General features: G+C 48.4%; 24 protein-coding genes. 17 read left to right on the top strand and 7 right to left on the bottom strand.

Annotated elements, in window-relative coordinates:
* Positions 1 to 54: 54 nt before the first annotated feature.
* A complete protein-coding gene (locus MHI37_RS29990; RefSeq protein ID WP_076335635.1) occupies positions 55 to 1938 on the bottom strand; it encodes an acyltransferase family protein in 1884 nt (627 codons plus the stop codon).
* A gap of 305 nt (positions 1939 to 2243) precedes the next feature.
* On the opposite strand from MHI37_RS29990, the gene MHI37_RS29985 reads away from it, so the two are divergent.
* Positions 2244 to 3485 carry a PD40 domain-containing protein gene (locus tag MHI37_RS29985; RefSeq protein ID WP_076335634.1) on the top strand — a complete coding sequence of 414 codons (1242 nt, stop codon included), beginning with the start codon at positions 2244 to 2246 and terminating at the stop codon, positions 3483 to 3485.
* Between the two features lie 42 nt (positions 3486 to 3527).
* On the opposite strand, the gene MHI37_RS29980 is transcribed toward MHI37_RS29985, so the two are convergent.
* On the bottom strand, positions 3528 to 4487 hold the full coding sequence (locus tag MHI37_RS29980; RefSeq protein ID WP_076335681.1) for an MraY family glycosyltransferase: 960 nt from the start codon (positions 4485 to 4487) through the stop codon (positions 3528 to 3530).
* Between the two features lie 240 nt (positions 4488 to 4727).
* Between MHI37_RS29980 and MHI37_RS29975 the strand changes: the two genes are divergently transcribed.
* The 4 genes from MHI37_RS29975 to MHI37_RS29960 all read left to right on the top strand — a co-directional run bounded on the left by MHI37_RS29975 (position 4728) and on the right by MHI37_RS29960 (position 8257).
* Positions 4728 to 5630 (top strand): NAD(P)/FAD-dependent oxidoreductase, encoded by a 903-nt coding sequence (locus MHI37_RS29975; protein WP_076335633.1) that lies wholly within the window; start codon positions 4728 to 4730, stop codon positions 5628 to 5630.
* 277 nt (positions 5631 to 5907) lie between these two features.
* Entirely contained in the window at positions 5908 to 6738 is an 831-nt protein-coding gene (locus MHI37_RS29970) for a GNAT family N-acetyltransferase (protein WP_256710103.1), read from the top strand.
* A 53-nt stretch (positions 6739 to 6791) separates the two neighbouring features.
* Positions 6792 to 7706, top strand: a complete 915-nt coding sequence (locus MHI37_RS29965; RefSeq protein WP_306010662.1) for a YafY family protein — start codon at positions 6792 to 6794, stop codon at positions 7704 to 7706.
* Between the two features lie 65 nt (positions 7707 to 7771).
* Positions 7772 to 8257 (top strand): effector binding domain-containing protein, encoded by a 486-nt coding sequence (locus tag MHI37_RS29960; RefSeq protein ID WP_076335630.1) that lies wholly within the window; start codon positions 7772 to 7774, stop codon positions 8255 to 8257.
* Positions 8258 to 8327: 70 nt separating this feature from the next.
* Here MHI37_RS29960 and MHI37_RS29955 read toward each other — a convergent pair whose 3' ends face one another.
* The 4 genes from MHI37_RS29955 to MHI37_RS29940 all read right to left on the bottom strand — a co-directional run bounded on the left by MHI37_RS29955 (position 8328) and on the right by MHI37_RS29940 (position 13167).
* Entirely contained in the window at positions 8328 to 8903 is a 576-nt protein-coding gene (locus MHI37_RS29955) for a carbonic anhydrase (RefSeq protein WP_076335629.1), read from the bottom strand.
* A gap of 78 nt (positions 8904 to 8981) precedes the next feature.
* Positions 8982 to 11132, bottom strand: a complete 2151-nt coding sequence (locus MHI37_RS29950) for a YhgE/Pip domain-containing protein (RefSeq protein WP_076335628.1) — start codon at positions 11130 to 11132, stop codon at positions 8982 to 8984.
* A 154-nt stretch (positions 11133 to 11286) separates the two neighbouring features.
* Positions 11287 to 12312 (bottom strand): LLM class flavin-dependent oxidoreductase, encoded by a 1026-nt coding sequence (locus MHI37_RS29945; protein ID WP_076335627.1) that lies wholly within the window; start codon positions 12310 to 12312, stop codon positions 11287 to 11289.
* Between the two features lie 135 nt (positions 12313 to 12447).
* Positions 12448 to 13167, bottom strand: coding sequence for a 3-ketoacyl-ACP reductase (locus MHI37_RS29940; RefSeq protein WP_076335626.1), 720 nt, complete (start codon positions 13165 to 13167; stop codon positions 12448 to 12450).
* Positions 13168 to 13347: 180 nt separating this feature from the next.
* Between MHI37_RS29940 and MHI37_RS29935 the strand changes: the two genes are divergently transcribed.
* The 3 genes from MHI37_RS29935 to hxlB all read left to right on the top strand — a co-directional run bounded on the left by MHI37_RS29935 (position 13348) and on the right by hxlB (position 15010).
* On the top strand, positions 13348 to 13683 hold the full coding sequence (locus MHI37_RS29935) for a helix-turn-helix domain-containing protein (protein ID WP_076335625.1): 336 nt from the start codon (positions 13348 to 13350) through the stop codon (positions 13681 to 13683).
* Between the two features lie 128 nt (positions 13684 to 13811).
* Complete coding sequence (hxlA, locus tag MHI37_RS29930; RefSeq protein WP_076335624.1) at positions 13812 to 14444, top strand: 3-hexulose-6-phosphate synthase; 633 nt, start codon at positions 13812 to 13814, stop codon at positions 14442 to 14444.
* Between the two features lie 8 nt (positions 14445 to 14452).
* Positions 14453 to 15010: a 6-phospho-3-hexuloisomerase gene (gene hxlB / locus MHI37_RS29925; RefSeq protein ID WP_076335680.1), complete on the top strand. Its 558-nt coding sequence runs from the start codon at positions 14453 to 14455 to the stop codon at positions 15008 to 15010.
* A gap of 113 nt (positions 15011 to 15123) precedes the next feature.
* Here the strand turns inward: hxlB and MHI37_RS29920 are convergent, their stop codons facing one another.
* Complete coding sequence (locus MHI37_RS29920; protein WP_076335623.1) at positions 15124 to 16785, bottom strand: PucR family transcriptional regulator; 1662 nt, start codon at positions 16783 to 16785, stop codon at positions 15124 to 15126.
* A gap of 256 nt (positions 16786 to 17041) precedes the next feature.
* Between MHI37_RS29920 and MHI37_RS29915 the strand changes: the two genes are divergently transcribed.
* The 9 genes from MHI37_RS29915 (at position 17042) to MHI37_RS29875 (ending at position 25632) form a co-directional block, all read left to right on the top strand.
* A complete protein-coding gene (locus tag MHI37_RS29915; protein ID WP_076335622.1) occupies positions 17042 to 18280 on the top strand; it encodes an amidohydrolase family protein in 1239 nt (412 codons plus the stop codon).
* A gap of 30 nt (positions 18281 to 18310) precedes the next feature.
* Positions 18311 to 19549, top strand: a complete 1239-nt coding sequence (locus MHI37_RS29910; RefSeq protein ID WP_076335621.1) for an ABC transporter substrate-binding protein — start codon at positions 18311 to 18313, stop codon at positions 19547 to 19549.
* Between the two features lie 28 nt (positions 19550 to 19577).
* Entirely contained in the window at positions 19578 to 20459 is an 882-nt protein-coding gene (locus MHI37_RS29905; RefSeq protein ID WP_076335620.1) for a branched-chain amino acid ABC transporter permease, read from the top strand.
* Positions 20460 to 20485: 26 nt separating this feature from the next.
* Positions 20486 to 22312 carry a branched-chain amino acid ABC transporter ATP-binding protein/permease gene (locus MHI37_RS29900; protein WP_076335619.1) on the top strand — a complete coding sequence of 609 codons (1827 nt, stop codon included), beginning with the start codon at positions 20486 to 20488 and terminating at the stop codon, positions 22310 to 22312.
* On the top strand, positions 22299 to 23015 hold the full coding sequence (locus MHI37_RS29895; protein ID WP_076335618.1) for an ABC transporter ATP-binding protein: 717 nt from the start codon (positions 22299 to 22301) through the stop codon (positions 23013 to 23015). The genes MHI37_RS29900 and MHI37_RS29895 overlap by 14 nt, the downstream gene beginning before the upstream one ends.
* Positions 23016 to 23043: 28 nt before the next feature.
* A complete protein-coding gene (locus tag MHI37_RS29890) occupies positions 23044 to 24234 on the top strand; it encodes an amidohydrolase family protein (protein ID WP_076335617.1) in 1191 nt (396 codons plus the stop codon).
* 105 nt (positions 24235 to 24339) lie between these two features.
* On the top strand, positions 24340 to 24681 hold the full coding sequence (locus MHI37_RS29885; RefSeq protein WP_076335616.1) for a FlxA-like family protein: 342 nt from the start codon (positions 24340 to 24342) through the stop codon (positions 24679 to 24681).
* A 143-nt stretch (positions 24682 to 24824) separates the two neighbouring features.
* A complete protein-coding gene (locus MHI37_RS29880; RefSeq protein WP_076335615.1) occupies positions 24825 to 25250 on the top strand; it encodes an SRPBCC domain-containing protein in 426 nt (141 codons plus the stop codon).
* Position 25251: 1 nt separating this feature from the next.
* Positions 25252 to 25632, top strand: coding sequence for a metalloregulator ArsR/SmtB family transcription factor (locus MHI37_RS29875; RefSeq protein WP_076335614.1), 381 nt, complete (start codon positions 25252 to 25254; stop codon positions 25630 to 25632).
* Positions 25633 to 25670 lie beyond the last annotated feature (38 nt).

The raw sequence follows: 25670 nt of genomic DNA, 5'->3' as shown, positions 1-25670 counted from the left end.
AAGGGTGATTTTGTTCGTATTTAAGAATTTATAAGTTTTCAATTATAAATAGGCTTAACTATCGATTGCCTTCGTTAGTACATCCGCATAGTACTCCGCTCCATGTTTGGTCAAATGTACCCCGTCACCCGAGAAGAAATCCTCTTTGCCTTTGCTCGCTGCATACCAATCCACTACAGTAACATTCGCCGTTTTGCTCGCTGTTGCTGCAAGCATCTTGTTCACAGAGTCCTGCCATTTGCGAGGAACTCGAGTGTTGACGAGAAGGATATCGCGTTCCCCTCCAATGACTTCAAGCAGCTCATTCATTTGTTTGGTTGTGAAGGCTCCGTTTGTTCCTAGCTCAATAATGACGGTGTCTCCAAGCTGATTTGCCTTCTTAAGCTCCTCAATAATCGCAGCAGCGTGGCTGAATTGTCTGCCGATTTTGCCATCGATGACAATGCCGGGATACCTTTCCTCCAAATAAGGGCCTGCATCCAGCAAGACAGAGTCGCCGATAGCTGTAATGCTGGACTGCTCCTTATCGGCTTCTTCTTCCTGGGGGACTGGAGACGGCTGCTCTGTCACCTCAGGCTCAGAAACAATGGGCTTGCTTGCTTCGGTATCCGTTGGTTTTGAGGCAGGGATTTCGCTTATAGTTTCCTCAGCTGGCTTATTCACGGGAGCATGGGACTCCGTCGTATCGTTTGGTTTAAGGCTGCTGGACGATTGCGAATCAACGCTGCTCGTGCAGGATACGCAGGTTACGACAAGCATGGCAGCAGCAAGGTAGCTGGACGATCTTTTGAGCTTAGGCGAGCGCAGGCGATGATTGGTATACGCTTTAAGTGTACGCAGCCCGCTCTCCAGCGCGCCGCGGCGAATAGGCTCCTCAATAAACCGATATGACAGCTCTGCAAAAACAAAGGTCAAAATAAGTTGGATGGCTGCACGCACCGGCTGAAACTCTCCGCTCTCAGCAGCTCTTGTCGTTAGCACGATAATCGGATAATGATATAAATATATGCCATAGGAACGAACGCCTACCCAGGTGAAGGCTTTGCTGCCGATAAGATGCGCGAGTCTGCTTGCGGGATGGGACAGTGCTGCCACGACAACTGTGGTTGCGATTGCGAAGAGCACCATGCCTCCTTGGTAAAGAAAGGAGTCGTATTCGCCGACTGTACCAATCATCAGGAGGATGCTTGCAAACCCGATTGCTGCGATTGTATCGAGTGCAATACGGCTTTGGCGAGAAATGGCTGTGGTCAGTTTCCAGCTCGGCCATACGACAGCAAGTGCCGCTCCGATAAGCAGAGCAAAGGCTCTTGTATCTGTGCCATAATAGACGCGGCTTGGGTCAGCTCCGGGCTCATAGAGCAGCGTCATTGCGCCAGCGGATAATGCGGCCGCAGCCAGCGTCCATAACGCAAGCTTGCCGCGCTTGGGCACAAAGCGAATGACGATTAGCAGAATTAACGGCCAAACGAGATAAAATTGCTCTTCCACAGCAAGCGACCATAGATGTCCGAATGGAGAAGCCGGTCCGAAGCTCTCGAAATAAGATACTTCATGAAAAATAAGCCACCAGTTGTTTATATAGAGTAAGGCGGAGCCGATATCACCTTCTAGAGAGATCAGCCTGCTTGGGTCGGTGATTGCTAGATACAGCGAAACGGCTGCTAGCATGATGAACATAGCAGGCAGAAGACGCCGAGCGCGGCGGATAAGAAATGTTTTGAAATCAAACGATTTTGGTTGATCGGAGCGAAGCTGCCTGAGCAGAATATCTGTGATGAGATAACCAGAGAGGACGAAAAACATCGTTACGCCGAGCAAACCGCCGGGCACCCATCCCAAGTTCAAATGATAGGCAATAACAGCGAGAACAGCGATGGCACGCAGACCATCGAGCCCTGGCATGTAACGGCTGCTATTGCCTAGTGGTTTAGGCATGACGAGCTCCCCCTTTACCTATTGGCATTGTAAGACGGGAGGAAAATAGGCGGATCTGAAGAAAGTCGTGGAACAGGCGATGGTTATTGATCTTGCCGGCGGTAAAAATAGTGTTCAGCCCCTCTGGAAGTTAAATCGTTGTATAAGCAATTATAGGGCTAATGCTCGAAAAATTCGTAACAGAACAGTTACAAATCGGTTTCAAAATGGAAACAAAAGATGCGTTTGGTTACAGCTAAGCGAGTATGTTTTGCCTAGCTAAGGGAACGGTAACTTTAATGCAAATTTTGGAGGGAATAGGGGACATGAATATCGTAAAAGTGAGTATTATCTTGTTGTTTGCTCTGATCTGGATGACCAATGGAGCAGAGCACGCCGAAGCGAAAAAAAGAGAAGCAGAGCTGAAGGCAGCCTTTGTACGCAGTGGAGAGCTTTGGCTAAAGGAAGGCAATAAAGAAAAGAAGCTCGATAGCGGTCCATTTATACGCCATCCCAGTTGGTCCTTTGATGGGAAGTGGCTCGCCTATACGAAAGGCGAGGTGGAGCAAGAGCTTTGGGTGCTGGAGGTTGGAAGCGGGCAAAGCCAGCTTGTCTCATCGACAGGAGGAAGCAGCTTCGCATGGTCGCCAAAGGATAGGAAGCTTGCTTATCAAATCGAGGATCGGCTGAGCTATGTCGATGTGCTGCATCCGGACCAGCCGCTAGGCACAGCTAGCGGAATCGGGAATTTTTCATGGCTTCCGAGCGGCAGCGGTTTTTTCGCATCATCGCAATCGAAGCTGCTGCCTGACGGCTGGACACCGATTAGCCTTTATCAAATATCGCTTGAAGTATTAGGAGATCCTAGCAAATATATAACGGTTCATGTGCTGCCAAAGCCATCAGACGATTTTTTTGCGGTAAATACGAGCATTTTCAAATGGTCGGCAGATGGACGCTGGATCGCTTTCCTAGCTAATCCTACCGCTTCCCTATCGGCTGACAGCAACATTCTTTGCGCGGTGACCTCGGATGGTGTCGTATTTCGAACATTGGATGAAATGGTTAATCATCCGCAGTGGTTTGAATGGGCCGAAAGCGGTGACAGTCTTGCGTATATCGCCGGTATAGGACGCCAAGCCACAAGTAACAAACAGCTGAAAGTCTTGGCGGTGACAAGGGAAAAGGGAGCTGTGTACACTCCGAAGGGTTATGTTGATCAAGCGTTCGCGTGGCAGAATATGCAGCATATTGTGGTATCTCGGGCAGTTGAGGCCAAGCCACAGGTAGCTCATGCTGCACCAGCCTATCCTTTTTTAGTAAGCATAGAGCTAGCGAGCGGAAAGCAAACGACGATCACGAGGCAGTCCAGTGAAAGCGGCTCGTTTCAACCCGTTATGCTGGGTTCAAAGCTCGCCTGGGTGAAATATAGCCATGGACAGGCTGAGGCAAGTGCTATGGTGGCTGAGGCTGATGGACGAGGGCCGATCGAATGGATCAAAGGGATTGATGCGGTTGAATCTTATTATGGGCAATGGAACTGGGGAGCGGTGCTTTCTTTTTATTAAGAAGAAACAAAAGAACCGAGACGCTGCATCTCGGTTCTTTCTTTAGGTTTGTACAAGCAGCAAAATAATAGAGGATAAGCAAAGGCATGTACTAATTAGACATAGAAACATGACGACCTGCTTATGATTTAGTCCTGCGCGAAGCAGACGATAGTGGGCTTGGCTCGCATCCGCTTGGTAGATGGCTTTTCCCTGCATCATCCGTCTAATAACGACGAACAAATTGTCGAAGATCGGAACGCCGAGTACCAAAATAGGAATGAACAGCGACATAACCGTGGCCTGCTTGAATGCGCCATCCAGAGCAATAACCGCCAATATAAATCCAAGGAAGGTTGCTCTCGCGTCGCCCATAAATATTTTTGCAGGCGGCTTGTTATACCGTACATATGCAATCGTTACACCTACTAAAATAATAGCCATGATAGCTGAGTTCGATTGACCCTTCGCAATGGCGACTATAAACAGCGTAATCGCCGAGATCGCCGAGAGGCTGCCTGCAAGTCCATCCATTCCATCGGTGAAGTTAATGACGGTCGTAACTCCGAATATCCACAAAATCGTGAGTAAAAATTGTAAAAGCACCGGCAGCAGCACATATTCTCCGGAAAGCGGATTGTAAAAGCCCGTGAAGGAAATGCCGGAGGCATAGACGAGTACCGCCGCAGAAATTTGTACGATAAATTTGGGCAGCGAAGGAAAATCCTTGCCCTTCGTCTTATACCAATCATCAATAGTGCCAATGATGAGCAGCAGCAAGCCGCCAACGAATATCGCGCCGGTCTGTAAGGAGAAGTCTCTGGTAACGAGTAAATAAGTAAGGAAGAAGCCTATAAAGATGACATAGCTTGCAGTTAGTGGAATAGGCTCGCGATGAAGCTTCCGCTCCACGTCCTTGCGGGGCTTGTCCACAAAATCCAGACGGAAAGCCAGCCTTCCGAACGGCGGAATTAAGAAATAAACAATTGTAAAAGAAAATAGTAACGCGAAGACATAAGAAATGATCGTCACCACCGATATTTATTAAGGAACAACAAAATTATACAATCCAAGCTGAAAAATGTCGATTACAGGAAACGTAAGTGAGAAGATATTAATGTATGACTTAGGCTAAGCATTCATCCATTCGTAGCAGCCAATTGGAAAAATAGCTGTGTCTACAAAGAATAGAAGCATCCTTCCGGCGATGTCTGAATAAGGATAAGCAATCATTTTCATTTTGATAAGAGGAGCGATCTAACGATGAAGCTGGATTGTGCCATTATTGGGGGCGGGCCGGCAGGCTTGAACGCTGCTTTGGTGCTGGGCAGGGCGCGGAGACACGTCATTGTGTTCGATCATAATCGGCCAAGAAATGCAGTAGCGTATGAGTCACACGGATTTCTAACGCGAGACGGCATTGCGCCTCGAGAGTTTCGCAAGCTTGCCCATGAGGATATTGCGAAATATCCTTCCGTTACGATTAAACCGGATAAGGTAATAGAGGTTATGCCGAATCATGAAGGGTTTTGGCTGACAACGAGCAATAACGTCATGTATCAAGCACGGACGATTATTTTGGCGGCGGGACTTACGGAAACTTTACCAAGGATACCGGGCATTCATGATTTTTATGGTAGAAGCCTGTTTAGCTGTCCTTATTGCGATGGCTGGGAGCTGCGCGATCAACCGCTTGTCGTTATTTCGGAGGGCTCGAATATTTTTTCCTTGGCCAAAATCGTCTACAACTGGAGTAGGGATATTATCGTTTGTACAAATGGGGCGAATCTCTTGCACCCGGAGCAGCTCAGTCAGCTTAGACATAAGGGGATTGAGGTTAACTACCAACGTATCAAAGCTTTGATTGGAAAAGAAGGACGACTTAGCCGTGTTGTTTTTGAAAATAACACTGAGACTGCGCGTACAGGCGGCTTCGTCACTCCGAGCTGGGACCAATCCGTATCCTTTGGTGAGCGGCTCGGCTGTGCCATGACGCCAAGCGGCGGCTTTGTTACGGATGACTATGGCAGAACTAGCGTGAGAGGCGTGTACGCTGCGGGGGACACCTCTATCGTCGTGCCAGCGCAGCTCATTGTAGCTGCTGGTGAGGGCAGCAAGGCCGCAATTGGCGCCAATACAGATTTATCTCATCAGGATTTTGGCTAATGAATGGAATGGTATGAGGTTTTTGATTTCGTTGTGATTAGACGCAGCCAAGCTCTCAGCTCGCATAATACTCCACTTTCTACAGTAGAATCGACGTTACTTGCCGGGCTCTCAACGTACGCTTCGGGGCGCTCGAAATGGCGATATGCAGCAGCCAGCAATAAGCGGACTCGGTTAGGCGTTTAATTACTTTGTTACAACAGGATACGCATTGGGTATTGCTTTGGAAGATAGAAATTAAGCTAGCCCTGCCCTGAACGGGGAGAGAGCGTAAGACATGAGAAAGAGGAGACAAGCTATGCTAGAGAGGCTGTACACCGATGATCTTGTATTAAACCAATATCCGTTTATGAAAGACGAGCTGTCATATAATTTGGTTCATTTGATTGTCGCATTCGAAGGAGCGACTACGTTCAAGACGGCTGATGGGCGCATGGTATTTGCAGGCTCGCCAGGCCATAATGCTTGGTTATGGCTGGCAGAGGAGATGACGGACGAACGAAGGTTGCTGCTCATGAAGGAGCTCGTCGCATATTATGAAGAAATAGATCTGCCCGGCATTTGCGGATCTCCTCATACGGTGGAGCCATTTGCTAAGCTGTATGCTGAAATCAGGCAAAAAAATTATCACACCTATATGATGATGGAAGCCTACTCTTGTCCTAAAGTGATCAAGCCCACGAAGGTAAAGGGGGCAATGGTGCAAGCGACAAGGCAGCACCTTGAGCTTGTCGCTGAATTTATGGCGGGTTTCTCCGAGGATGCGTATGGGGCATCAGTTATTCCCGCTAGCCAGCTAGCAGCTGCTGAAGGTATGATTATGAGAGGGAATTTATATTTCTGGTCGGTGGACGAGCAGCCTGCTGCGATGGCGAACATTGCACATCGATCTCCTCGACATGGACGAATTAATGTCGTCTACACGCCGCCGGTGCTGCGGAAAAACGGATATGCCAGCGCTCTCGTTGCAGGGCTTTGTTCTATTTTGGAAGAGGAGAACAGGAAGCCGATGCTGTATGCTGATACTAGAAATCCAGCGTCGAACAAGGTATACAAAAATATAGGCTTCGTAGAGAGCGGACCTATTGCCGAAATTCGTTTTGAATAGAGAGAAGATTTGGGAAAGTAGGGGCCTATCTGAAAATTGATCGATTACTTGCGATGACGGTGCTGCTTCTGAATCGCGGAAGAATTAGCGCGAAGGAGCTCGCCGACCGATTTGAAGTATCCACCAAAACCATTTATCGCGACATGGATACGTTAAGCCAGTCCGGTATTCCTGTATTCGCCCATCAAGGGACGACAGGCGGGTTCGAGATTATGGAGCAGTATACGATTTCTCGCCAATATTTAACCCTAGGCGAAATATCTTCTATTATTGCTGCAGTGAAGGGAATGGGTACTGCCTTGGACGATGCGACCTTCTCAAGCTTGCTTGAGAAGGTTGAAGTGCTGCTGAACCGATCGGAGAAGGACGGGGTGAGTCACCGAGGGGAGAGTCTGGTCTTTGACCTTAATCCATGGGCTCAGGGACCAGTGGCTCGCCATAAGGTGAATTTGTTCAAGGAAGCGATTGAAGCCAGCCGAAGGGTTCAGCTCAGTTATATTAATAGGAATGGCACAGAAACGGAGAGAGAAACTGAGCCGTATGCGTTAATTTTAAAGGGAAATGTATGGTACTTGCATGCTTATTGTTTGCTCCGTGAACAATTTCGCGTGTTCCGCTTATCTCGCGTCCAGCAGTTTCATTCGTTGCCGGGTACGTTTGAACGTCGTCAGACGCCTGTGTTGGATAGCTATGCATGGGATCAGGAATGGCTGGGCACTGACGAAACGGAAGTCACACTTGTTTTCCGTGCGCAGGTACGCTATCGAGTGGGAGATGCTTTTCCTGCGGACCAAGTAACTGTTCTAGAGGATGGAACCTTGCGTGTAAAAAGAATGTTTACGCTAGATGAATGGTTTTACGGAATGCTGCTGAGCTATGGCGATCAGGTGATGGTGGAGCAGCCTGACTATATAGCGGAGGAAGTCATTCAACGCGCAAAAAATATTATTGGCCGGTATCAGAACTAAGACAGACTGCTGTCCATATTCCCCATGTACAATAAGGGCAAACCAATAGAAATGGGGAATAAACGTTGAATACAGAGAGTATTGTAAAACCGGAAGTATCACTTATCGGAGTAGCTGTCCGCACCACCAATGCTGAGGAAGCGGGACCAAGCGGACGCCTTGCGGCGCTTTGGGACACCTATTTCGCCAGCGGAATCGCAGAACAGATAGGGGCAAGCAACGCTCATTTAATTTATGCGTTATATACGGACTATGAGAGTGACGCTAGCGGTGCTTACACAGTGCTTATTGGACATGAGCGTGGCGATAACGCTACATTACAGGTACCGACTGGCATGGAGCAGGCGCTGATTCCAGAGTCTAAATTTATCGTATTTAAGACGAGGAAAGGTCCCGTGTATGAGGTCGTGCTGGAAGCATGGGGGGAAATATGGGCGTTTTTTGAGCATTCATCCATTGAGCGAGCGTATACAGGTGATTACGAGCTGTATGACGGCCGATCCTTCAATCCGGCAGATGCGGAAGTCGACATCCACATAGCTATAAAATAAGTTACTTTTCGATTGTTTCATTAAATAAAAAGAAGAAAGCACTTCAACTGAGTTGAAGTGCTTTCTGCGACTATAGAACCGCTTCCTCGCGGTAATCCTGAACAAGCACCTCTAGCGCACCTGTTTCCGGATCGAAGATAAAGCCGTGAACAGGAATGTCCTTCGGAAAGAGCGGATGCTTCCGAATTAATTGGACGCTGTGCATGACGCCTTCCTCGGAGCTTGAGAAGCCCCGCAAAAATTTCTCCATGCGAATGCCTGAGGTTTCTAGCGTCTGAATGACAAGCGGATCAATGCCGTGATCGATGAACTTATTAACCATGCCAGCGGAATCAAGATTAGTCATGCCGCAGCCGTGATGCCCAATGACAAGCACCTCGCGCGCGCCAAGCTCATAGACGGCAACGAGGATACTGCGCATTGCGCTTCCGAATGGCTGAGTCAAAATGGCGCCAGCATTTTTAATAAATTTGGCATCGCCATTTTTTAAATTTAAAGCTTTAGGAAGCAGCTCTACGAGCCGCGTATCCATGCAGGTAAGGACGGCTATTTTTTTATCAGGGTATTTGTCCGTAAGATAGGCCTCATATTGCTTTTCCTCGACAAATTTTTTGTTGAATTCCAACATACGTGGAACGATGGACATATAATTTCCTCCTAGCCGTATGACTTTCTATCTATCTATTTATTATTCATAGAAAGTGGCTAAGAGTCAAATATTGTTCTAATGAATTAATCCGCTTTTCTTTGCTTTTTCCAGCATTTTGGTAGTAAAAGGGTTAATCCATTTTTTTAAAGCTAGTCCAATTAATAGAGAGATTCCGGCAAAAACCGCTAGAGCAATCAGGTCTCTAACGACAATATCCCACAAAATACCACCGACCGCTTCTCGCATCATACTAATGGCATAGGTGAAGGGGAGAAAGGGATGAATGGCCTGGAAAAAAGGAGAGGTCACCTGAATAGGGAACGTTCCCCCCGATCCCGCAAGCTGGAGCACGAGCAGAACGATAGCCATCGCTTTGCCTACATTGTCGAATACGGATACCAGCGTGTAAACAATAAGCATAAATACCGCGCTAAGCACGAGTCCAAACCCGATGAACGCTGCTTTATCTGCGACGTAAGCTTTAAGCAGCCATATGTCGCCAATCGTCACGAGCAGTGACTGAACGAGCGCGATGGTAAGGAAGGTGAGATAACGGCCAAAGTAGATGTGATAGCTTTTATACGTACTTTCCGAATGATGCACATCCACGGTCAATAAGGAAACGAGCAGAAGAGCGCCAACCCATAACGAGAGTGTTGTGAAAAAAGGCGACATTGCAGATCCGTAGTTGGGTATAGGGTACAGTCGATTTTCTTTTAAAATGACGGGTTCGGCAAAGAAAGCACCCTCGCGCTCAGCATCGTTTTTGAGCAAATCAATAAGCTCATTCAAATTCCCTTCCTTCTCAAGCTCCCGAATCCGCTTTGCGAAGTCTTTAATCCGCTGCTCAGCAGCAGGCAATCCTTGCTGTATTTTCACAAGCTCTTTACTGCCGGCTTCAAGCCCCTTTGCTGCATCGTTCACGATTTGAATGGCACTTGGCATATTTTCGTTGGCTGCAGTTAGCAATGCCCCGGATTTTTCTGCGGCCTGCTTAGCGTTGTTGACAGCTTGCGTAACGCTAGGCAAAATTTCGTCATCATATCTATTCAGTATATCTGCCAGTATGGAGGAGGATTCCTTGGACAGGGAGCTGAGTCGATCCACAAGGCTTTGCGCGGGCTTCTCTCCCTTATCAATTGCTGAGCTTATTTGCTGAACAAGTGTGAGCTGCTGCTGGAAACGGCTGTTTACTTGCTTCAACCGATCTATTGTGGAGGAAAGGGGCTTGCCCTCTGCCGTTGCATTCAAACTCTCAAGCAGTGCGATTGTTCCACCAGTTACTTGGGAAGCGCTCGTTAATCGTTGCTGGGCCAGTACCAGTGCTGATTTTACGGCTTCCGGATCAACGGATGTATCCTGCAAAATAGCGGTAAGCTCCTCTATGGCATTGGCCGTTTGCAGCAGCAGCTGCAAATCCTGCTTGATAAGCGGGCCAGCTGTACCGAGTACCGTCGAACTTTGTTTGAAAAAGACCGCAAGCTGCTTCGTGAAGGCTTCGCCATCTTTAGCGAGCTGAGCAGCCTTCGGGAGCTCGCTTTGCACCGCTGCGACAATCTTTTTGGATTTATTCATATCGGTTGCCGCTAAGGCTACAGCTTCATCAATCTGCGGAATTAATGCTTCCAGCTTAAATATCGTATTGCGCACCTGCTCAATGGCAGGCTGATTCTCCTCCAGCTCTAAGCCGATTTGATTAAAGATACGAAAGATCGTTTCGTTCGCGGTTTTGACAAAGGTGCTGCGAACCTCCTCGATAATGCCGCTTGCTCCTTTTTGCGCTATTTTTGGAGCTACTGCATTGATCTTCTCGTTTACTGCATAATCCAGCTCTGCTTGCTGCGCATTGTCCGTAAGAACGGTAGCCATTTTCGCTGAAAAGTCGGCCGGAATCGTAATGCTGGCATAATATTCGCCATGTTTCACACCGGCCAGCGCATCTTTCTCATCAACAAAAACCCAGCCAATATTTTTATTTTCCTTCAAGGAGGCTATGATTTCATCGCCAATCTTAAGGGGGGTACCGCGGAGCTCGGCGCCTTCGTCGTTGTTCGCGACAGCAATGGCGAGGGAGCTTGTCTGTCCATAAGGGTCCCATGAAGCTTTGATATTGAACCAGGCGTATAACGATGGCAAACAAGCGAGTCCGATAATAATGATCGCGGCGGCGCTATTTCGAAATATATTGCGAAGATCGTTTAAGTAAATGGAAAAAATACGGGTCATATTCAGCTGCCTCCCAAAAAATACGTATCTTAGTATGACTGAATCCATCAAAATCTACGCATCGATACGTATAGGATTATTAACATGAACATAGGAAAAAAGCAGCAGCTCGGCTTGGATAGCGGAGCTGCTGCTTTTTCTGAGACAATTATGTTTATTGCGCGGCCGAGTCGCGGCTTTCCTGCACGATTTCAGCGAGCAGCTCGAAGGAGCGGAGCCGCGCTGCATGATCATACACCTGGCTGACGACAATAAGCTCATCCGCTTCGGTTTGCTCGACGATGGCGTTTAGTTTATCTTTGACGGTTGCTTTCGTACCGGTAATGGTAAAGCTAAGCTGTTTGCGTACGATCATTTTTTCCTGCTCGCTCCAAAGCTCGTCCATACTATCTACAGGAGGAGCCAGCTGACCCATACGTCCACGTATGAGGTTCAGGAATGCCTGCTCCTGTGAGGTTGCTAGAAACTTGGCTGCTTCGTCTGTATCAGCAACGATGACGTTAACGGCAATCATCGCGTAAGGCTTGTCTAGTACATCGGATGGTCGGAAATGATCACGGTACAGCTTCAAGGCCGGCAATAAAAAGTCGGGAGCAAAATGGCTAGCGAATGCAAACGGCAGCCCGTGGTGCGCAGCCAGCTGTGCGCTAAAGCCGCTAGAGCCGAGCAGCCATATTGGGACATTCAGATCCTCTCCAGGAACAGCTTTAGGCATAACCGCACGGGATTCGTCAGTCGGATTGAAATAATGACGAAGCTCGTTCAACTGCTCAGGAAAGTCCTCTCCGTTGCTCCCCAGTCCACGCCGCAGTGCTCGTGCTGCAAGCTGATCAGAGCCAGGCGCTCTTCCGAGGCCAAGATCAATCCGCCCAGGGTACATCGATTCCAGCGTGCCAAATTGCTCGGCAATGACAAGCGGTGCGTGATTTGGCAGCATAATGCCGCCGGAGCCGACACGAATTTTTTCAGTGCCAGCCGCTACGTAGCCAATGACGACCGATGTTGCTGAGCTCGCAATACCGGGCATATTGTGATGCTCTGCAAGCCAAAAACGGTGATAGCCCCATTTTTCCGCATGCTGAGCCAAATCAAGCGTATTTCGGAACGAACTAGCCGGCTTGCTGCCAGTTACGATTGGAGCAAGATCAAGGATAGATAAAGGAATATCATGAATAGACATCGTGAATAGCACCTCCTTAGGAAAGTATAAACGACAAGTCAGGTCAACATTGCTGGGAGGAATGAACTTGATCAGCCTTAGACGTAAAACCCCTAGCGCCAGCAAAAGGGCGAGGGGTTCTGAGGTAACACTTTTTTACTGTGGGTTGGTTGTCCAAATTCCTGCTGATTTAATAAACACACGGTCTGGAAGCTTCAAAGTCGCCAAGACAAGCTCAGCCATATCCTCAGCCTGCATCATACGATCCTCATCGCCAATTTTGAGGCCGGCAGTTACGGCAAGCTCGGTATTAACAGTACTTGGCGTGAGTGCTGTTACACGGATGTTTGATTTGCGGACCTCCTGCATGAGCGATTCAGTCATCCCGATAACCGCAAACTTGGATGCGCAGTAAGCGGAGCCGGTTGCGAATCCGCGCTCACCAGCGGTAGAGGCGATATTAATGATGCTTCCCCCTGTTTGCTCAAGCATCGTTGGAAGTGCTGCGCGAGTGACGTAGTAGGTTCCCATGACATTCGTTTGAATAATACGCTCCCACTGCTCATGGTCCATATCCAGCAGTGTGCCAAAGGTTCCGATGCCCGCGTTGTTAATGAGAATGTCGATGGAGCCTAGGCTCTCCTTCAGTGCTGCAATGGCTTGATCTACGTCAGCCTTTACCGAGATATCCGCCGTGGCGATAAAAATATTAACGCCGTATTTGCCTGCAAGCTCAGCCTGCAATGTCTCCAAATCGGAGCTTGTCCGAGCGAGTAGACCAAGGTTAACACCCTCTGCTGCTAACGCAACGGCGATCGCTTTACCGATCCCTTTGCCAGCACCGGTAATGATCGCGGATCTATTTTTTAATTCCATGATAATCTCTCCTTTGTCTATTGCATTTTATTCGATTCGTATGAAGCGACATAGGTATGATATCCTTTTATTAAGGCATCGCATACGTTAAGTTCAATTATTATGTTATATCATACTTAAAGCAAGTACCAACTTATTAGTAAGATAGTATTATTTTTATACTAAAAGGAGTCGTTTACGTTGGGAGATCAGCATTTTAAAGAAACCGTGGAGCTGACCTTGAAGGTTATTGGTGGCAAGTGGAAGCCAGTCATTCTTTGTCATCTGACGGAGGGTACGCATCGTTTCGGCGAGCTGAAAAGGGAAATGCCTGCTATTACTCAAAAGATGCTTACCCAGCAGCTGCGGGAATTAGAGGAGGATGCGATCATTGACCGGAAGGTTTATGTGCAGATGCCGCCTAAGGTGGAGTATTCTTTAACGGAGTATGGATTATCGGTGAAGGAGCTGCTAAACGTCATGTCGCAGTGGGGAGAGCAGCATCAAGAAAGAGAGTTGCGGAAGCCGGAAAACTGAATGAAATAGCTCCTTATAGTTCCCAAATGGGTACTACGTTCCGCAAAAGTGCGTACTGTTCTATTCGAGCAGGAGGGTCTAGAATAGGGGTTGTTAGCGAAACAGAACCTATGAGGAGTGAACGATAAATGAAATTGCAATTAGCGCTTGACCTTGTTGATATACCTGGAGCCATTGAGCTTGTGAAGCAAGTGGAGTCTTTTGTTGATATTGTGGAAATTGGCACACCAATCGTCATTAATGAAGGACTGCACGCTGTCAAAGCGCTCAAGGAAGCTTTTCCAAACCTATCTGTCCTTGCTGATCTGAAAATTATGGATGCGGGCGGCTATGAGGTGATGAAGGCGGCAGAAGCTGGAGCGGATATCGTGACGATTCTAGGCGTAGCCGAGGATGCGAGCATCAAGGGCGCGGTTGAAGAAGCGAAGAAGCAAGGCAAGCAGATTTTGGTCGATATGATCGCAGTGAAAAACTTGGCGGAGCGTGCGGCGCAGGTGGATTCATTCGGCGTGGATTATATTTGCGTGCACACAGGCTACGATCTTCAAGCTGAGGGCCAGAATTCCTTTGAAGATCTTCGTACGATTAAATCGGTAGTTAAAAATGCAAAGGTAGCCGTTGCCGGCGGAATTAAACTGAGCACGCTTCCTGAGGTTATCGCAGCGGGCCCTGACCTCGTTATCGTAGGCGGCGGCATTACCGGACAAGCCGACATTAAGGCAGCAGCCTCCGAGATGCAGCAATTGATCAAGCAAGCGTAATGAAGATAATGCCAAAGCAACCTAACTTGACGCTGATCGTGGACGAGCTTAACCAAGCGGCGAATCAAATAGATGAGCAGCAGCTTGAGCAATTGACCGATGCGATCAGCAAGGCAGGACGCGTATTCGTAGCGGGAGCTGGCCGCTCGGGACTGATGATGCGAGCGTTCGCGATGCGGCTCATGCATCTGGGGCTGGATGTATATGTGGTCGGTGAAACGGTCACACGCAGCTTGAGCAAGGATGATCTGCTGCTCATTGGCTCAGGCTCTGGGGAGACGAAGTCACTTATACCGATGGCAGAGAAGGCTCACAGCCTTGAGGCCAAGGTAGGTGCTTTGACACTCTCTGAGACCTCAACGATCGGCGGACTTGCTGATATCGTCGTGAGGCTGCCTGGCGCGCCTAAGGATCAAGCAGGAGATACAGCTTCGACGATCCAGCCGATGGGCTCGTTATTTGAGCAGATACTTTTACTCTTATGCGATACAATTATTTTGCGGTTGATGGCAAGGGAAGAGCTGAGCGGCAAGGCGATGTACGGCAATCATGCTAATTTGGAATAATCAAATGGCAATAGCGAAGGGGCAAGCTCGGCAGTCAACATGACCGGGGCTTGCTTTTTTTGTTGTCTGATGATAGCCGAGGATTACCGCCGCACACTGCCCTATCCGGATGGTTATGGGTTTTTTAAGAGAGGCTCGATAGCGAAGGCGATGCGTAGACGCAGGCTCTCTATCGGATCCTTGAGCTTAATGCCCATTAGTTTCTCGCATTTATCCAATCGATAGATAACCGTGTTTCGGTGCACAAAAAGCTGTTTGGACGTTTCGACGAGCTGGCACTGTGTGTCGAAATATACATTTAGCGTGCGCAGCAGCTCCTTTTGCTCATTTTCTTCACTGGATGAGAAGGGACGAAACGTTTCCTCATAAAAATGCTTCAGCTCCTCATAAGGAATCAACCGGAAGAGATAACTAACGTCCTTGGCTTGATATGATTGAATAAACCTCGTTTTTTTCATTTGATAGCCGATTTGCAGCGCTTTGACTGCCTCGCTGTAGGAAAGTCCGATATCAAGTACATTTGATACTGGATTGCCTACCCCAAGCGAGATGCTGAGCTGGGATTGCGCAGCAAGCTGCTCTGTCATAGCTGCTAACTGCTTCAGAAATACAGCTTCCTCCCACTCCGTCTCTGGAATGAACAAGAGCACACCGAACAAATCATTTTTTGTGAACAGGACAAAAGTTTCTCCAAGCTGCGATAATTGGCGCTTGATCAGCTCATATTGCACATCTCTCTCAGAGATCAGGCGCTCGTCGGCTAAGGACGTGCTGTTTTTTGTGATGCTTGGACCTAAATGAAATGACTCATCCTTTCGTGCAGCTAGAAGCAGCCATGTTCCTGGCGACCTAAGGCCGTATTTTTTTCCCCGATGAAGCGCTTCTTGCTCAGATCCAATAAAACCATCGATTAAATCAGAGAAAAATTCGTTTTTGTAGCGGCGCGAACGCTCCTTCACTGCGTACTGCTTCGACATTTCTATGCCGATAACGTTGGAAGCCTGCTCTAGTGTTAAGCCATATTTACTGGAGGCAGCTTGCTGGGGTTGGTAGGCAATGAGGTATCCCTCATGCCGATAGGTGAAAATGGGATAGAGCTCAATGTAACGATAATTTCTTACAGCCGGATCAAGCAAGCAAAGCTTCACTGCCGCAGGGATGACAGAAATATGGCTTAATACTGCCTCAGTAGCGGTAATGACCGATTGCATGTGGGAATGCTTGAAATGCTGTGACTGTGCGGTCACCTGAAGCTTGCTGCTGAACAGCAGGATAGGTGAGGAAAGCAGCTGTGTTAGTGCATCCATAATTTCATCAATACCGTTCCCGTGCATAATCATTGTGGAAAAACGTTTGTGGATATTTAACGAGTACTGCAATTCTTCATTTCTATTGTCCAAAATAATACTGGTAGAGTGCTGCAATATTTCCCCCAGCGAATGCCCAACTGAGGAAATTTCAATAATCGGAAATTGAATACGATTTGCCTCCTGGAGTACCTCCTGCGGAATATCGAGCTTGAAACGTTTGGTTTTTACTGCTAGTCCAGCACATTTCAATTGATTCATGTTTCTCATGAGCTCCAGCAGCATTGCAGGCTTTTCCTTCATGAAGTAGCCATTCGTGAGCAGCAGCTCGCCGGGTCTTAGGAAGTGAATGATATCAGGGGCATCCATAATATTAACGGTCTGAACGGTACGGTTTAAGCCGTTGTGGCCTGCAATAACCTGCATTTTAGAAAATATAGTATTGGACAGCAATTGCTCAAGCAGCATTTTCGTCCATCCTCTCGTCAATGGTGATGATATAAAAACTAACATCAATTCAAGTAGTTGTAAAGAGTATGCTGGACGAATGATCTAAATGTTAATGAAACATTTAGATTTAACGTACAATGACAGCGGATCAGCAAAAAGTTATGCTCTTTCTAAGTTAATTAATGTTAGATAACATGACACGTTCGAGGGTGGGAAAGGCGATGCTTCACATCCTCAAATTTTTAAAAAATTGCGTAAGTTAGAGGTGAGTGGAATGCTTGATTTACTGCTTACACAGGTACGACTACAAAACGCATCAGCAGTAATGGATATTGGTGTGCGAAATGGCATAATCGATTATTTAGCACCGAGTGAACGTGAATATAAGCCGGATGCGTTAAGCATTGAGGATGGTATGGGAGGCATGCTGCTCCCTGGCCTAGTAGAGCCCCATGTTCATCTTGAGAAGGCGCACTTGCTCTCGCAAATGGAACAGGAGGCAGCATCCTTGCAGGATGCCATTCGAATGACAGCAGCGATGAAGCACGGCTTTACGAGGGAGGACATGAAGCAGCGATCACTGGCTGTCATTCGCGAGGCAGTTCGCAGTGGTGTTACACATATGCGCTGTCACGCAGAGGTTGATCCGATTCTAGGACTTAGCGCGTTCGAATCAGCACTGGAGCTGAAGCAGCTAGTGAGTCATGCGCTTGATTTGCAAATTGTTGTTTTTCCGCAAGAAGGTATTTTCAAAAATGCTGGAACGGCAGAACTTATGGAAGAAGCCATGCGGCTTGGAGGGGATGTGGTGGGCGGCATTACGTATCAAGATACTGACCTGCAGGCCCATTTGCAATTTGTGTTTAATTTGGCAGAGAAATATGGAAAATCGATTGATATTCATACTGATTTCTCTGATAATCCCGAGCATCTTGCCATTGTCGATATTGCAGAAAGAACGATTGCAGCAGGTATGGAGGGACTGGTCTCTGCTGGGCATGTGACCTCTTTAGGCTCTCTTGAGCACGGGAGAGCGGAGGCCGTCGCTGAACGTATTCAGGAGGCTAATCTTCACATCATGAGCTTGCCAGCTACCGATTTGTTTATTAACGGCAGGGCTGATATGGAGAGAAAGCGGCGTGGATTGACTCCAATTGTCATGTTGCTTGAGAAGGGTGTCAATGTCGTCATAGGCGTCAATAACGTACGAAACCCATTTACGCCGTTCGGCAAGGCGGATCCACTCGAAACGGCATGGCTGGTTGCAGTTACCGCCTATATGGGTGGAGACAGTGAAGCTCGTCAATTGATTCGGATGCTGACGGAAGGGGCGGCACAGGCGCTTGGCCTGAAAAATTATGGACTGCGATTAGGAGCAGAGGCGGATATGGTGCTTTTTTCAGTACCGACCGAACGTGATATTTTGCTTGATAAGCCAGAGCAAAGAACAGTATGGAAACGCGGTATTAAGGTAGCGGAAACGCAGGTTGCAATTCTTTTAAATAGGCTTTAATTAAAACGATATAGAGGAGTGGGTATTCGGATGAGGAAGCTATCTAGCAAAAAAATGACATTGGGTTTATTGGTTGTAGTCATGATGTGGGTGCTGGCCGCATGTGGAGGCGGCGATAAGGAGTCAAAGGGAGTAAATGCACCCGCAGCGAGTAATGGAGCGGGAAGTAAGCAGCCAATTCTAATCGGTATGTCAACAGAAGCGACGGGCGATAACGCGATGAACTCGATTAATCTGTACCAAGGTGTTCAAGTAGCGGTTGATCAAGTGAATGCCAAAGGCGGCATAGATGGTCGCTTGATTGAGCTGGTTGTGCGTGATACCGAGCAAAATCCGACGCGAGGCATTAGCATTATCCGTGACTTTAGCCAAAAGGAGAAGGTATTAGCTGCAATAGGCGGTTTCCACAGCACGGTTATGCTGGCTCAGTCGCCTATTATTATGGAAGAAAAGTTTCCGTTCATGGTCGCTACCTCTAACGTGCCGGCATCTGTAGAAACGGGTATGCCCTGGACGTTCGGCGTGCGGATGAATGCGAATATTACGGCACAATATGCGCTTAAGTTTATTAAGGAGCACTTTAATACGACAAATATTGCGGTTCTGCACGAGAATGGCGGCTATGGCAAGGGCGCAGCAGCAGCAATGACGAAGGTGCTTGAATCAGAAGGCTTGAAGCCGGTAGCGGTTGAGTCCTTTGACAATGCGAAGGATAAGGATATGACGGCACAGGTCAACCGTGCGAAGGAAGCTGGGGCAGAGGTTATTTATTTGTTCGGCCAAGGCGCAGCTAATGGCTATGTGCTGCAGGCGATGGATAAGCTTGGCTGGAAGGTGCCGATTGTAGGCGAGAATGGCATGGCGAACAAGGGTGTGCAAGAGGTCGGCAAGGAGCTGGCGAATGGCACGTACGCGATTCAGACAGCAAACTTCAACGTAGATCAAACGCGTGAGACTGCAAAGGTATTTTTGGAGGACTTCACGGCCAAATTTGGCCATATCCCAACCACCTTCGCTTCTGCGGCACAAGGCTATGACGGAGCAATGGTGATTTTTCAAGCGATCGAGAAAGCGGGCTTGACCGGTGATTTGGCAAAGGACCGCGAAGCGATCAAAGATACGCTCGAGACTGGGCTTGGATCGTATAGCGGCGTGATCAAGGATTGGGACCAAATGTTCACGGCTGAGAACCATGACGCGGTCGATGTAAATTCGTACTTGATGTGTGTATGGAAGGACGGCAAGCTGGTTATTTCCGACAAGCAATAGGTCATTACACAAAGAAAGAGGGATGGACATGTCGCTTATACTTCAGCTCGTCATTAGCGGGCTCTCTGTCGGATGTCTATATGCCTTGATTGCGCTTGGCTACAGCTTAACGTTCGTCGTGAACGGAACGCTAAATATGTCGCAGGGACAGCTGGTCATGCTTGGCGGGGTGCTTATGTTCGGATTCTCCGAGCTCGGGCATCTGCCCTTTCTCGCTTCATTTGCGCTTGCTGCGTTAATTGTTGGGCTGCTCAATCTGGGCATAGAGAGACTTGCAATTCGTAAGTTCGATAAGGGAGCAAATTCGATCGAGTGGGTGCTCAGCACGATAGCGGTAGGTATTATTATCCAAGATGTCGCCCTCTATATTAACGGGCCGGATGAGGGTGTTACGCCTTCTCCGGTTGGCGACGAAATGCTTCGCATATTTGGGGCAGGGATCTATTGGAAGGAATTTATTTTCCTGCCGGTCGTAGGCATTCTTCTGATTCTGTTAGTTTTATTTTACAAAAAATCGCATTGGGGTTTATGGCTTCGAGCAACTGCCGACAATCGGACAGCGGTTGAAATTATGGGAATTAGCAGCAATAAGATCGTTGCAGTTGCTTATGTATTGAGTGGTTTGCTTGCGGGCATTGGCGGAGCCCTAATGTCTACCAATTATGCAGTTTCTGTCGATATCGGTCTACCGCTCGGACTTAAGGCAATTTCAGTCGCCATACTCGCTGGAGTTAACAATCCGAAAGGAATCGTTGCCGCCGGTCTGATTCTAGGTATATCTGAGGCCATTATAGGACAGTACATTTCAACAGCTTTTAGAGAGATGTTTGTCTACGGTTTAGTTATTCTCGTGCTGTATTGGAAGCCGATGGGCCTCTTTAATGCACGCAAAACGATAGTGAAAGTGTAATATCGCAAACGTCAGGGGGCGCGCACATGAATCAACTTATCGAACGAAGCTTCGGCTACCGCACGGCAGCCGCTTGGATTGCAGGTGTTGCCGCCGTGGGGCTGCTTGCTGCCGGGCCTTGGCTGGTTGACACGTATTATTTGAATCTATTGTTTATGATCGGAACCTTTGTCATTACGTGCACAGGGATGAACATATTAATCGGCTACTGCGGCATCGTTTCCATCGGGCACGCAGGCCTAATGGCAATCGGTGCTTATATGTCCTCCTTCCTCAGCACCCAGTACGGACTCTCGTTCTGGACAGTGGCAATGATCGGCATGCTGGTTTCCTTGATTATCGGGAGCCTGATCGCCATTCCAACCATTCGGGCGGGCGGCGTCTACTTATCTATGATTACAATCGCCTTCGGCGTCGTTATTCACGAAGTGCTTATTCGGTGGGATGGCTTCTCTGGCGGTCCGCTTGGCATTTCGGGCATTGCAAAGCCGCAGGCTGCCGGTTATACGTTTGATTTAAAGAGTATGTATATACTCGTATTGGCCATCGCAGTGATTGCACTGCTGCTAGCTCGCAACTTGCGCCGCTCCTCTTGGGGCAGGGCAATGATTGCGACGAAGGAGAATGAAATCGCGGCGGCATCACTTGGTATTCGCAAGTTTACGGTGCAATATGCAGGATTTGCAATTAGTTCTGTGCTAGCGGGGTTGTCGGGTGCGATCTATGCGCATACGAACAGCTTTATCAGCCCGGATACGTACAATTTTCAGACTTCGGTCCAGCTGGTATTGATCGTTATTTTAGGTGGGGCGGGCAGAGTGCTGGGTCCGGTCATCGGAGCTGCTATTATCGTGTTTCTGCCGGAAGTACTTGATATGGAAAAGCTGCGGATGGCTCTTTACGGGAGCATTATGTTTGCGGTGCTGTTTTTCCTGCCGAAAGGTATTGTCGGTACAGCAGCAAGCTGGCTTTCGCCGCGGCTAAGCCGTTTTGTGCCGAAAGAAAAGAGTTCGTCATATGGGGCCGTGGATGAAAGTGTTTTGTTTGCCGCCTCATCGCAAGAGAATGATAAGCCGCTGCTTGTGCTTGAAGGCATTAATAAATATTTTGGCGGACTGCATGCTTTGAAGGATGTAAGCTTTTCGGTAGTCTCCGGTACGATTCACTCGCTGGTAGGTCCTAACGGAGCTGGCAAAACAACGCTGCTAAACGTCATTTCCGGCTTGTATAGCTCTGAGCAAGGCAATTTTGCACTGCACGGAAAGACGCTCGTACCGCGTTCGTTGTCTGCTGTGGCTCAGCTTGGTATTGCTAGGACGTTCCAGCATTCTAGGTTGTTCAAGGAGCTGTCAGTGCTTGAGAATGTCATGACCGGTATGACGAAGAAGGAGCGCACCGGGCTCGGAGCCTCCTTGCTGCGAACGAAAAAGCAGCTTCGTGCGGAGCGGCGTATGGAGGAGCGAGCACATGCGCTGCTGGATCTCATCGGATACGAAGGGGATCGGGATATGCCTGCAAGCCAGCTGCCCTATGGACATCAACGGATGGTGGAGATTTCCCGCGCATTGGCTACGACGCCAAGCCTGCTCCTGCTTGATGAGCCGGCGGCAGGCATGACAACTGCCGAGATTGAGCAGCTCGAGGAGCTTCTGCGTAAGCTTGTCATGTATGGCTTGACTGTCATATTGATCGAACACCATATGGATTTCGTGCAGCGTGTATCCGATACGGTGACGGTGCTGGATTTCGGCAGAGTTATCGGAACGGGCAGTCCAGAGCGAATGCTGAGCGATCCTCGTGTCATTCAGGCTTACCTTGGCGGAGAAGAGGTGGCGGCTAGTGCTGAACATTAAGGGACTGGAAGTAAAATATGGCGCCATTCATGCTTTGAAGGGCATCGATATGGAGCTTGGCAAGGGCGAGATCATCGCAGTTATCGGATCGAACGGAGCAGGCAAAACGACGCTGCTGCAATCGGTGCTCGGTCTTGTTCGCCCGAACGCAGGGGTAATTGAGCTGGAGGGGAAACCGATTACCTATTTATCTGCGAACAAGACATCAAATCTTGGTGTTTCTCTTGTGCCGGAAGGGCGCGAAGTATTCGGAACATTATCGGTCATTGAGAACTTGCGCATGGGACTCAAGAGAAAGATCGGCTCGGTATCAAAGCAGCAGTTCGACGAGGAGTTAGCATTAATATTCGAGCGGTTTCCCCGCCTGCATGAGCGGCGCAATCAGCTTGCTTTCACACTTAGCGGAGGCGAGCAGCAAATGCTCGTTCTCTCACGGGCTATGATCAGCAAGCCGAAGCTGCTTTTGCTTGATGAGCCGTCACTAGGGCTAGCGCCGATTATCGTGAACGAAATTTTTGCTATAATTAGTGAACTTGCACAGGACGGTACTGCGATTTTGCTTATAGAGCAAATGGCGCATAAGGCGCTGTCGATTGCGAAGTATGGTTATGTCATAGATAATGGCAGCATAGCATTGCAGGGTGCATCGTCTGCACTGCTGAATGATGATCGAATGATCAAAGCATATTTGGGCGCACACTAACTAAACGATCAAGTAAAGGGTGACAGACATGGAGATAACACAAATCAATCGTATTCGCATAAATGAAAGTCTGTATGATTTGAGGCTGGACGTAGAGAAGGGGATTATCTCACATATTACGCCTAGTAATCATGCTTCTGAAGGAGCAGCGGCAGCGGGCGTTAGAGATGCAGAGGGCTTGCAGTATTTACCGGCAACGACTGATATGCATATTCATTTGGACAAGCATTTTTTGGGCGAGCCGTGGAAGCCGCTTCAGCCTTTTGTAACATTGCCCGGGCAATTAGCATTTGAAAAGTCTATGCTGGCATCACTTCCAACAACGGTAGCTGAACGCGCACGCCGACTGATTGATTTGCTGCTTAGCCATGGGACGACCAAGATTCGGACGCATGTTGACGTCGACCCGCAAATCGGAATTTCACATGTGGAGCAGGTGCTTGAGGTGCGAGAGGAATACCGAGGCGTGATGGAAATTGAAATCGTAGCATTTCCACAGCAAGGGCTGCTTCGCTCGAATTCGTTGCCTGTCATGAAGGATGCGCTGCGCGCTGGCGCTGAATATGTTGGCGGTGTCGATCCTGCGGGACTAGACCGACAGGTTGATCGGAGTCTGGAGACGACTTTTGAGCTAAGTGCTGAATTTAATGCAGGCGTTGATCTTCATTTGCATGATCCGGGTCACTTGGGTTTATATACGATCAGCCGGTTTGCTGATTTAACGCTGGAGGCAGGCAAGGGTGGCAGAACAGCAGTCAGCCACGCGTATTGCTTGGGACAGGTTTCGGAGGCAGAATCGAGAGAGCTTGCGCAGCAGCTAAAGGCCAACAACGTAGCAATCATTACAAGTGTCCCGCTCGACAGACCGATGCCGCGCGTGGATCAGCTTGTAGCCGAAGGCGTGCGTGTGCATGTTGGCTCTGATAATATTCTTGATGCTTGGAGTCCGTTCGGAAATGGAGATTTGCTCGCGAGAGGTGCGAAGCTGGCTGAGAAATTCGGCTGGATACTTGATGAAGGGCTGATGCAGACGTATCCGCTTATATCTGCTGGCGCGCTAACGCCGAAGGTGGGCGATTCCGCAAGCTTTATGCTTGTATCAGCAGTCAATGTGAAGCATGCGATTGCAGCTGCTCCACTAAGGGAAGCTGTCTTCTCCGGAGGCAAGCTGGTGGGCGGCAAATGGTCCGAAGCGCTAAAAGTGGCTTCTCTGCTTTAGAGGTCTGCTCCGCGGTGTAGATGTTCAGGCTTGTTCATATTGGGTTCATTTTCCTGATGTATGCTTGCTATATTCTTATAGCATCCTGGGGGAGGAATATACAAAATGAACATATCATCGGTATCAAGCAGCAAAGCATCGTATTCCGCACCAGCGGTGGACACATCAAGCTTAGAGAAGCAGCTGCAGAGTCTGCAATCGGAGCTCAAAAAAGTAAATGACAGCGATGATGAGCAAGCGGCGAAGGATAAGAAGGCACAGGTTATCCAGCAGCAGATTCAACAAATTCAGCAAGAAATCGCTAAACAGAAGGCGGAGGCAAGCGCTAATCAAGCTATTCAGCCTGCGGCTAATACAAATACAGCTGCAAACGAAGGTGCTAGCGCAACGAAGGCGGCCACTGGTCCTGTAGCTAATTCTGATCGATTATTTGACGTACGGGTATAAAGTATAAGGTGATAGGAATGGGCTGGGCATTTGCATGTTCATTTGACATGAAACCAAAAGGTATCATATAATCATAATGCGAAACCAAAAGGTTTCATGTTTATGAAAAATATAATTTAGATATTCCTAGTGGAGGCAATCAAATGGATAATAATACGCAAAATACGTTACCCGATATTCGACAAACGCTGGTGCTGAATGCGCCAATTCAGAAGGTATGGGCTGCGGTTGCGACGGCTGAAGGCATTGCAGCATGGTTCATGCCTAACAATTTTCAACCGGAGCTGGGCTATGAATTTCATCTGGAAGCCGGACCCTTCGGCAATTCTCCTTGCAAGGTAACCGTGCTTGATCCGCCCAACTGTCTCGCTTTTGAATGGGGCAAAGATTGGTCATTGACGTTCGAGCTAGTCGAGATGGACGGTAAAACCGAATTTACGCTTATTCATGCTGGCTGGGATGCGGATAAGGTTACAGAGTTCGGTCAATCGCATAACGAGGTTCGTGATAGAATGTCGGGTGGCTGGGTTGGAATTGTACAAAAGCTAAGCAAGATTGTAGAGGACTAAGATGGCTGATCCCGCACCGAAGCATGATGTGTTTCAGGCGATCGCAGATCCCACACGGCGCAAGCTGCTGCATCTGCTTGGGGATGAGGAGCTGCCGGTCAATGTGATTAGCGGACATTTTACGATGAGCCGAACAGCGGTATCGAAGCATTTGCGCGTATTAGCGGATGCGGGGCTTGTGAAGGATAGGAAGGTTGGCAGGGAGACACGTTATCGCCTAGATCCGGAGCCGCTGCGTGAGTTAAAGCGCTGGTTAGCTTATTATGAGCGATATTGGGATAATAAATTATCCGCTCTGAAGCGCTACGTAGAAGCTGATGAAAGTATAACGGCGGACTCTTATGAGCCGCTTGCCGCTATAGAACCTAATGCCGACAAATAAGCCCGTAGCTAACAAACGCGACTTCGGGAGCAATAGAT

This window comes from Paenibacillus sp. FSL H8-0548 (assembly GCF_038630985.1).
Classification (GTDB): Bacteria; Bacillota; Bacilli; order Paenibacillales; family Paenibacillaceae; genus Pristimantibacillus.
The sequence above is the reverse complement of the archived record's forward strand: the minus strand, read 5'-3'. Positions and strand labels throughout refer to the sequence as shown.

Bases quoted from the DNA above. Each gene is read 5' to 3' on its own strand.
- MHI37_RS29940 (WP_076335626.1), bottom strand. From the start codon at position 13,167: ATGGAATTAAAAAATAGATCCGCGATCATTACCGGTGCTGGCAAAGGG.
- MHI37_RS29885 (WP_076335616.1), top strand. From the start codon at position 24,340: ATGAACATATCATCGGTATCAAGCAGCAAAGCATCGTATTCCGCACCA.
- MHI37_RS29955 (WP_076335629.1), bottom strand. From the start codon at position 8,903: ATGTCCATCGTTCCACGTATGTTGGAATTCAACAAAAAATTTGTCGAG.
- hxlB (WP_076335680.1), top strand. From the start codon at position 14,453: ATGCCAAAGCAACCTAACTTGACGCTGATCGTGGACGAGCTTAACCAA.
- MHI37_RS29985 (WP_076335634.1), top strand. From the start codon at position 2,244: ATGAATATCGTAAAAGTGAGTATTATCTTGTTGTTTGCTCTGATCTGG.
- MHI37_RS29950 (WP_076335628.1), bottom strand. From the start codon at position 11,132: ATGACCCGTATTTTTTCCATTTACTTAAACGATCTTCGCAATATATTT.
- MHI37_RS29875 (WP_076335614.1), top strand. From the start codon at position 25,252: ATGGCTGATCCCGCACCGAAGCATGATGTGTTTCAGGCGATCGCAGAT.
- MHI37_RS29945 (WP_076335627.1), bottom strand. From the start codon at position 12,312: ATGTCTATTCATGATATTCCTTTATCTATCCTTGATCTTGCTCCAATC.
- hxlA (WP_076335624.1), top strand. From the start codon at position 13,812: ATGAAATTGCAATTAGCGCTTGACCTTGTTGATATACCTGGAGCCATT.
- MHI37_RS29910 (WP_076335621.1), top strand. From the start codon at position 18,311: ATGAGGAAGCTATCTAGCAAAAAAATGACATTGGGTTTATTGGTTGTA.
- MHI37_RS29965 (WP_306010662.1), top strand. From the start codon at position 6,792: ATGACGGTGCTGCTTCTGAATCGCGGAAGAATTAGCGCGAAGGAGCTC.
- MHI37_RS29975 (WP_076335633.1), top strand. From the start codon at position 4,728: ATGAAGCTGGATTGTGCCATTATTGGGGGCGGGCCGGCAGGCTTGAAC.
- MHI37_RS29920 (WP_076335623.1), bottom strand. From the start codon at position 16,785: ATGCTGCTTGAGCAATTGCTGTCCAATACTATATTTTCTAAAATGCAG.
- MHI37_RS29970 (WP_256710103.1), top strand. From the start codon at position 5,908: ATGAGAAAGAGGAGACAAGCTATGCTAGAGAGGCTGTACACCGATGAT.
- MHI37_RS29905 (WP_076335620.1), top strand. From the start codon at position 19,578: ATGTCGCTTATACTTCAGCTCGTCATTAGCGGGCTCTCTGTCGGATGT.
- MHI37_RS29990 (WP_076335635.1), bottom strand. From the start codon at position 1,938: ATGCCTAAACCACTAGGCAATAGCAGCCGTTACATGCCAGGGCTCGAT.
- MHI37_RS29900 (WP_076335619.1), top strand. From the start codon at position 20,486: ATGAATCAACTTATCGAACGAAGCTTCGGCTACCGCACGGCAGCCGCT.
- MHI37_RS29890 (WP_076335617.1), top strand. From the start codon at position 23,044: ATGGAGATAACACAAATCAATCGTATTCGCATAAATGAAAGTCTGTAT.
- MHI37_RS29915 (WP_076335622.1), top strand. From the start codon at position 17,042: ATGCTTGATTTACTGCTTACACAGGTACGACTACAAAACGCATCAGCA.
- MHI37_RS29880 (WP_076335615.1), top strand. From the start codon at position 24,825: ATGGATAATAATACGCAAAATACGTTACCCGATATTCGACAAACGCTG.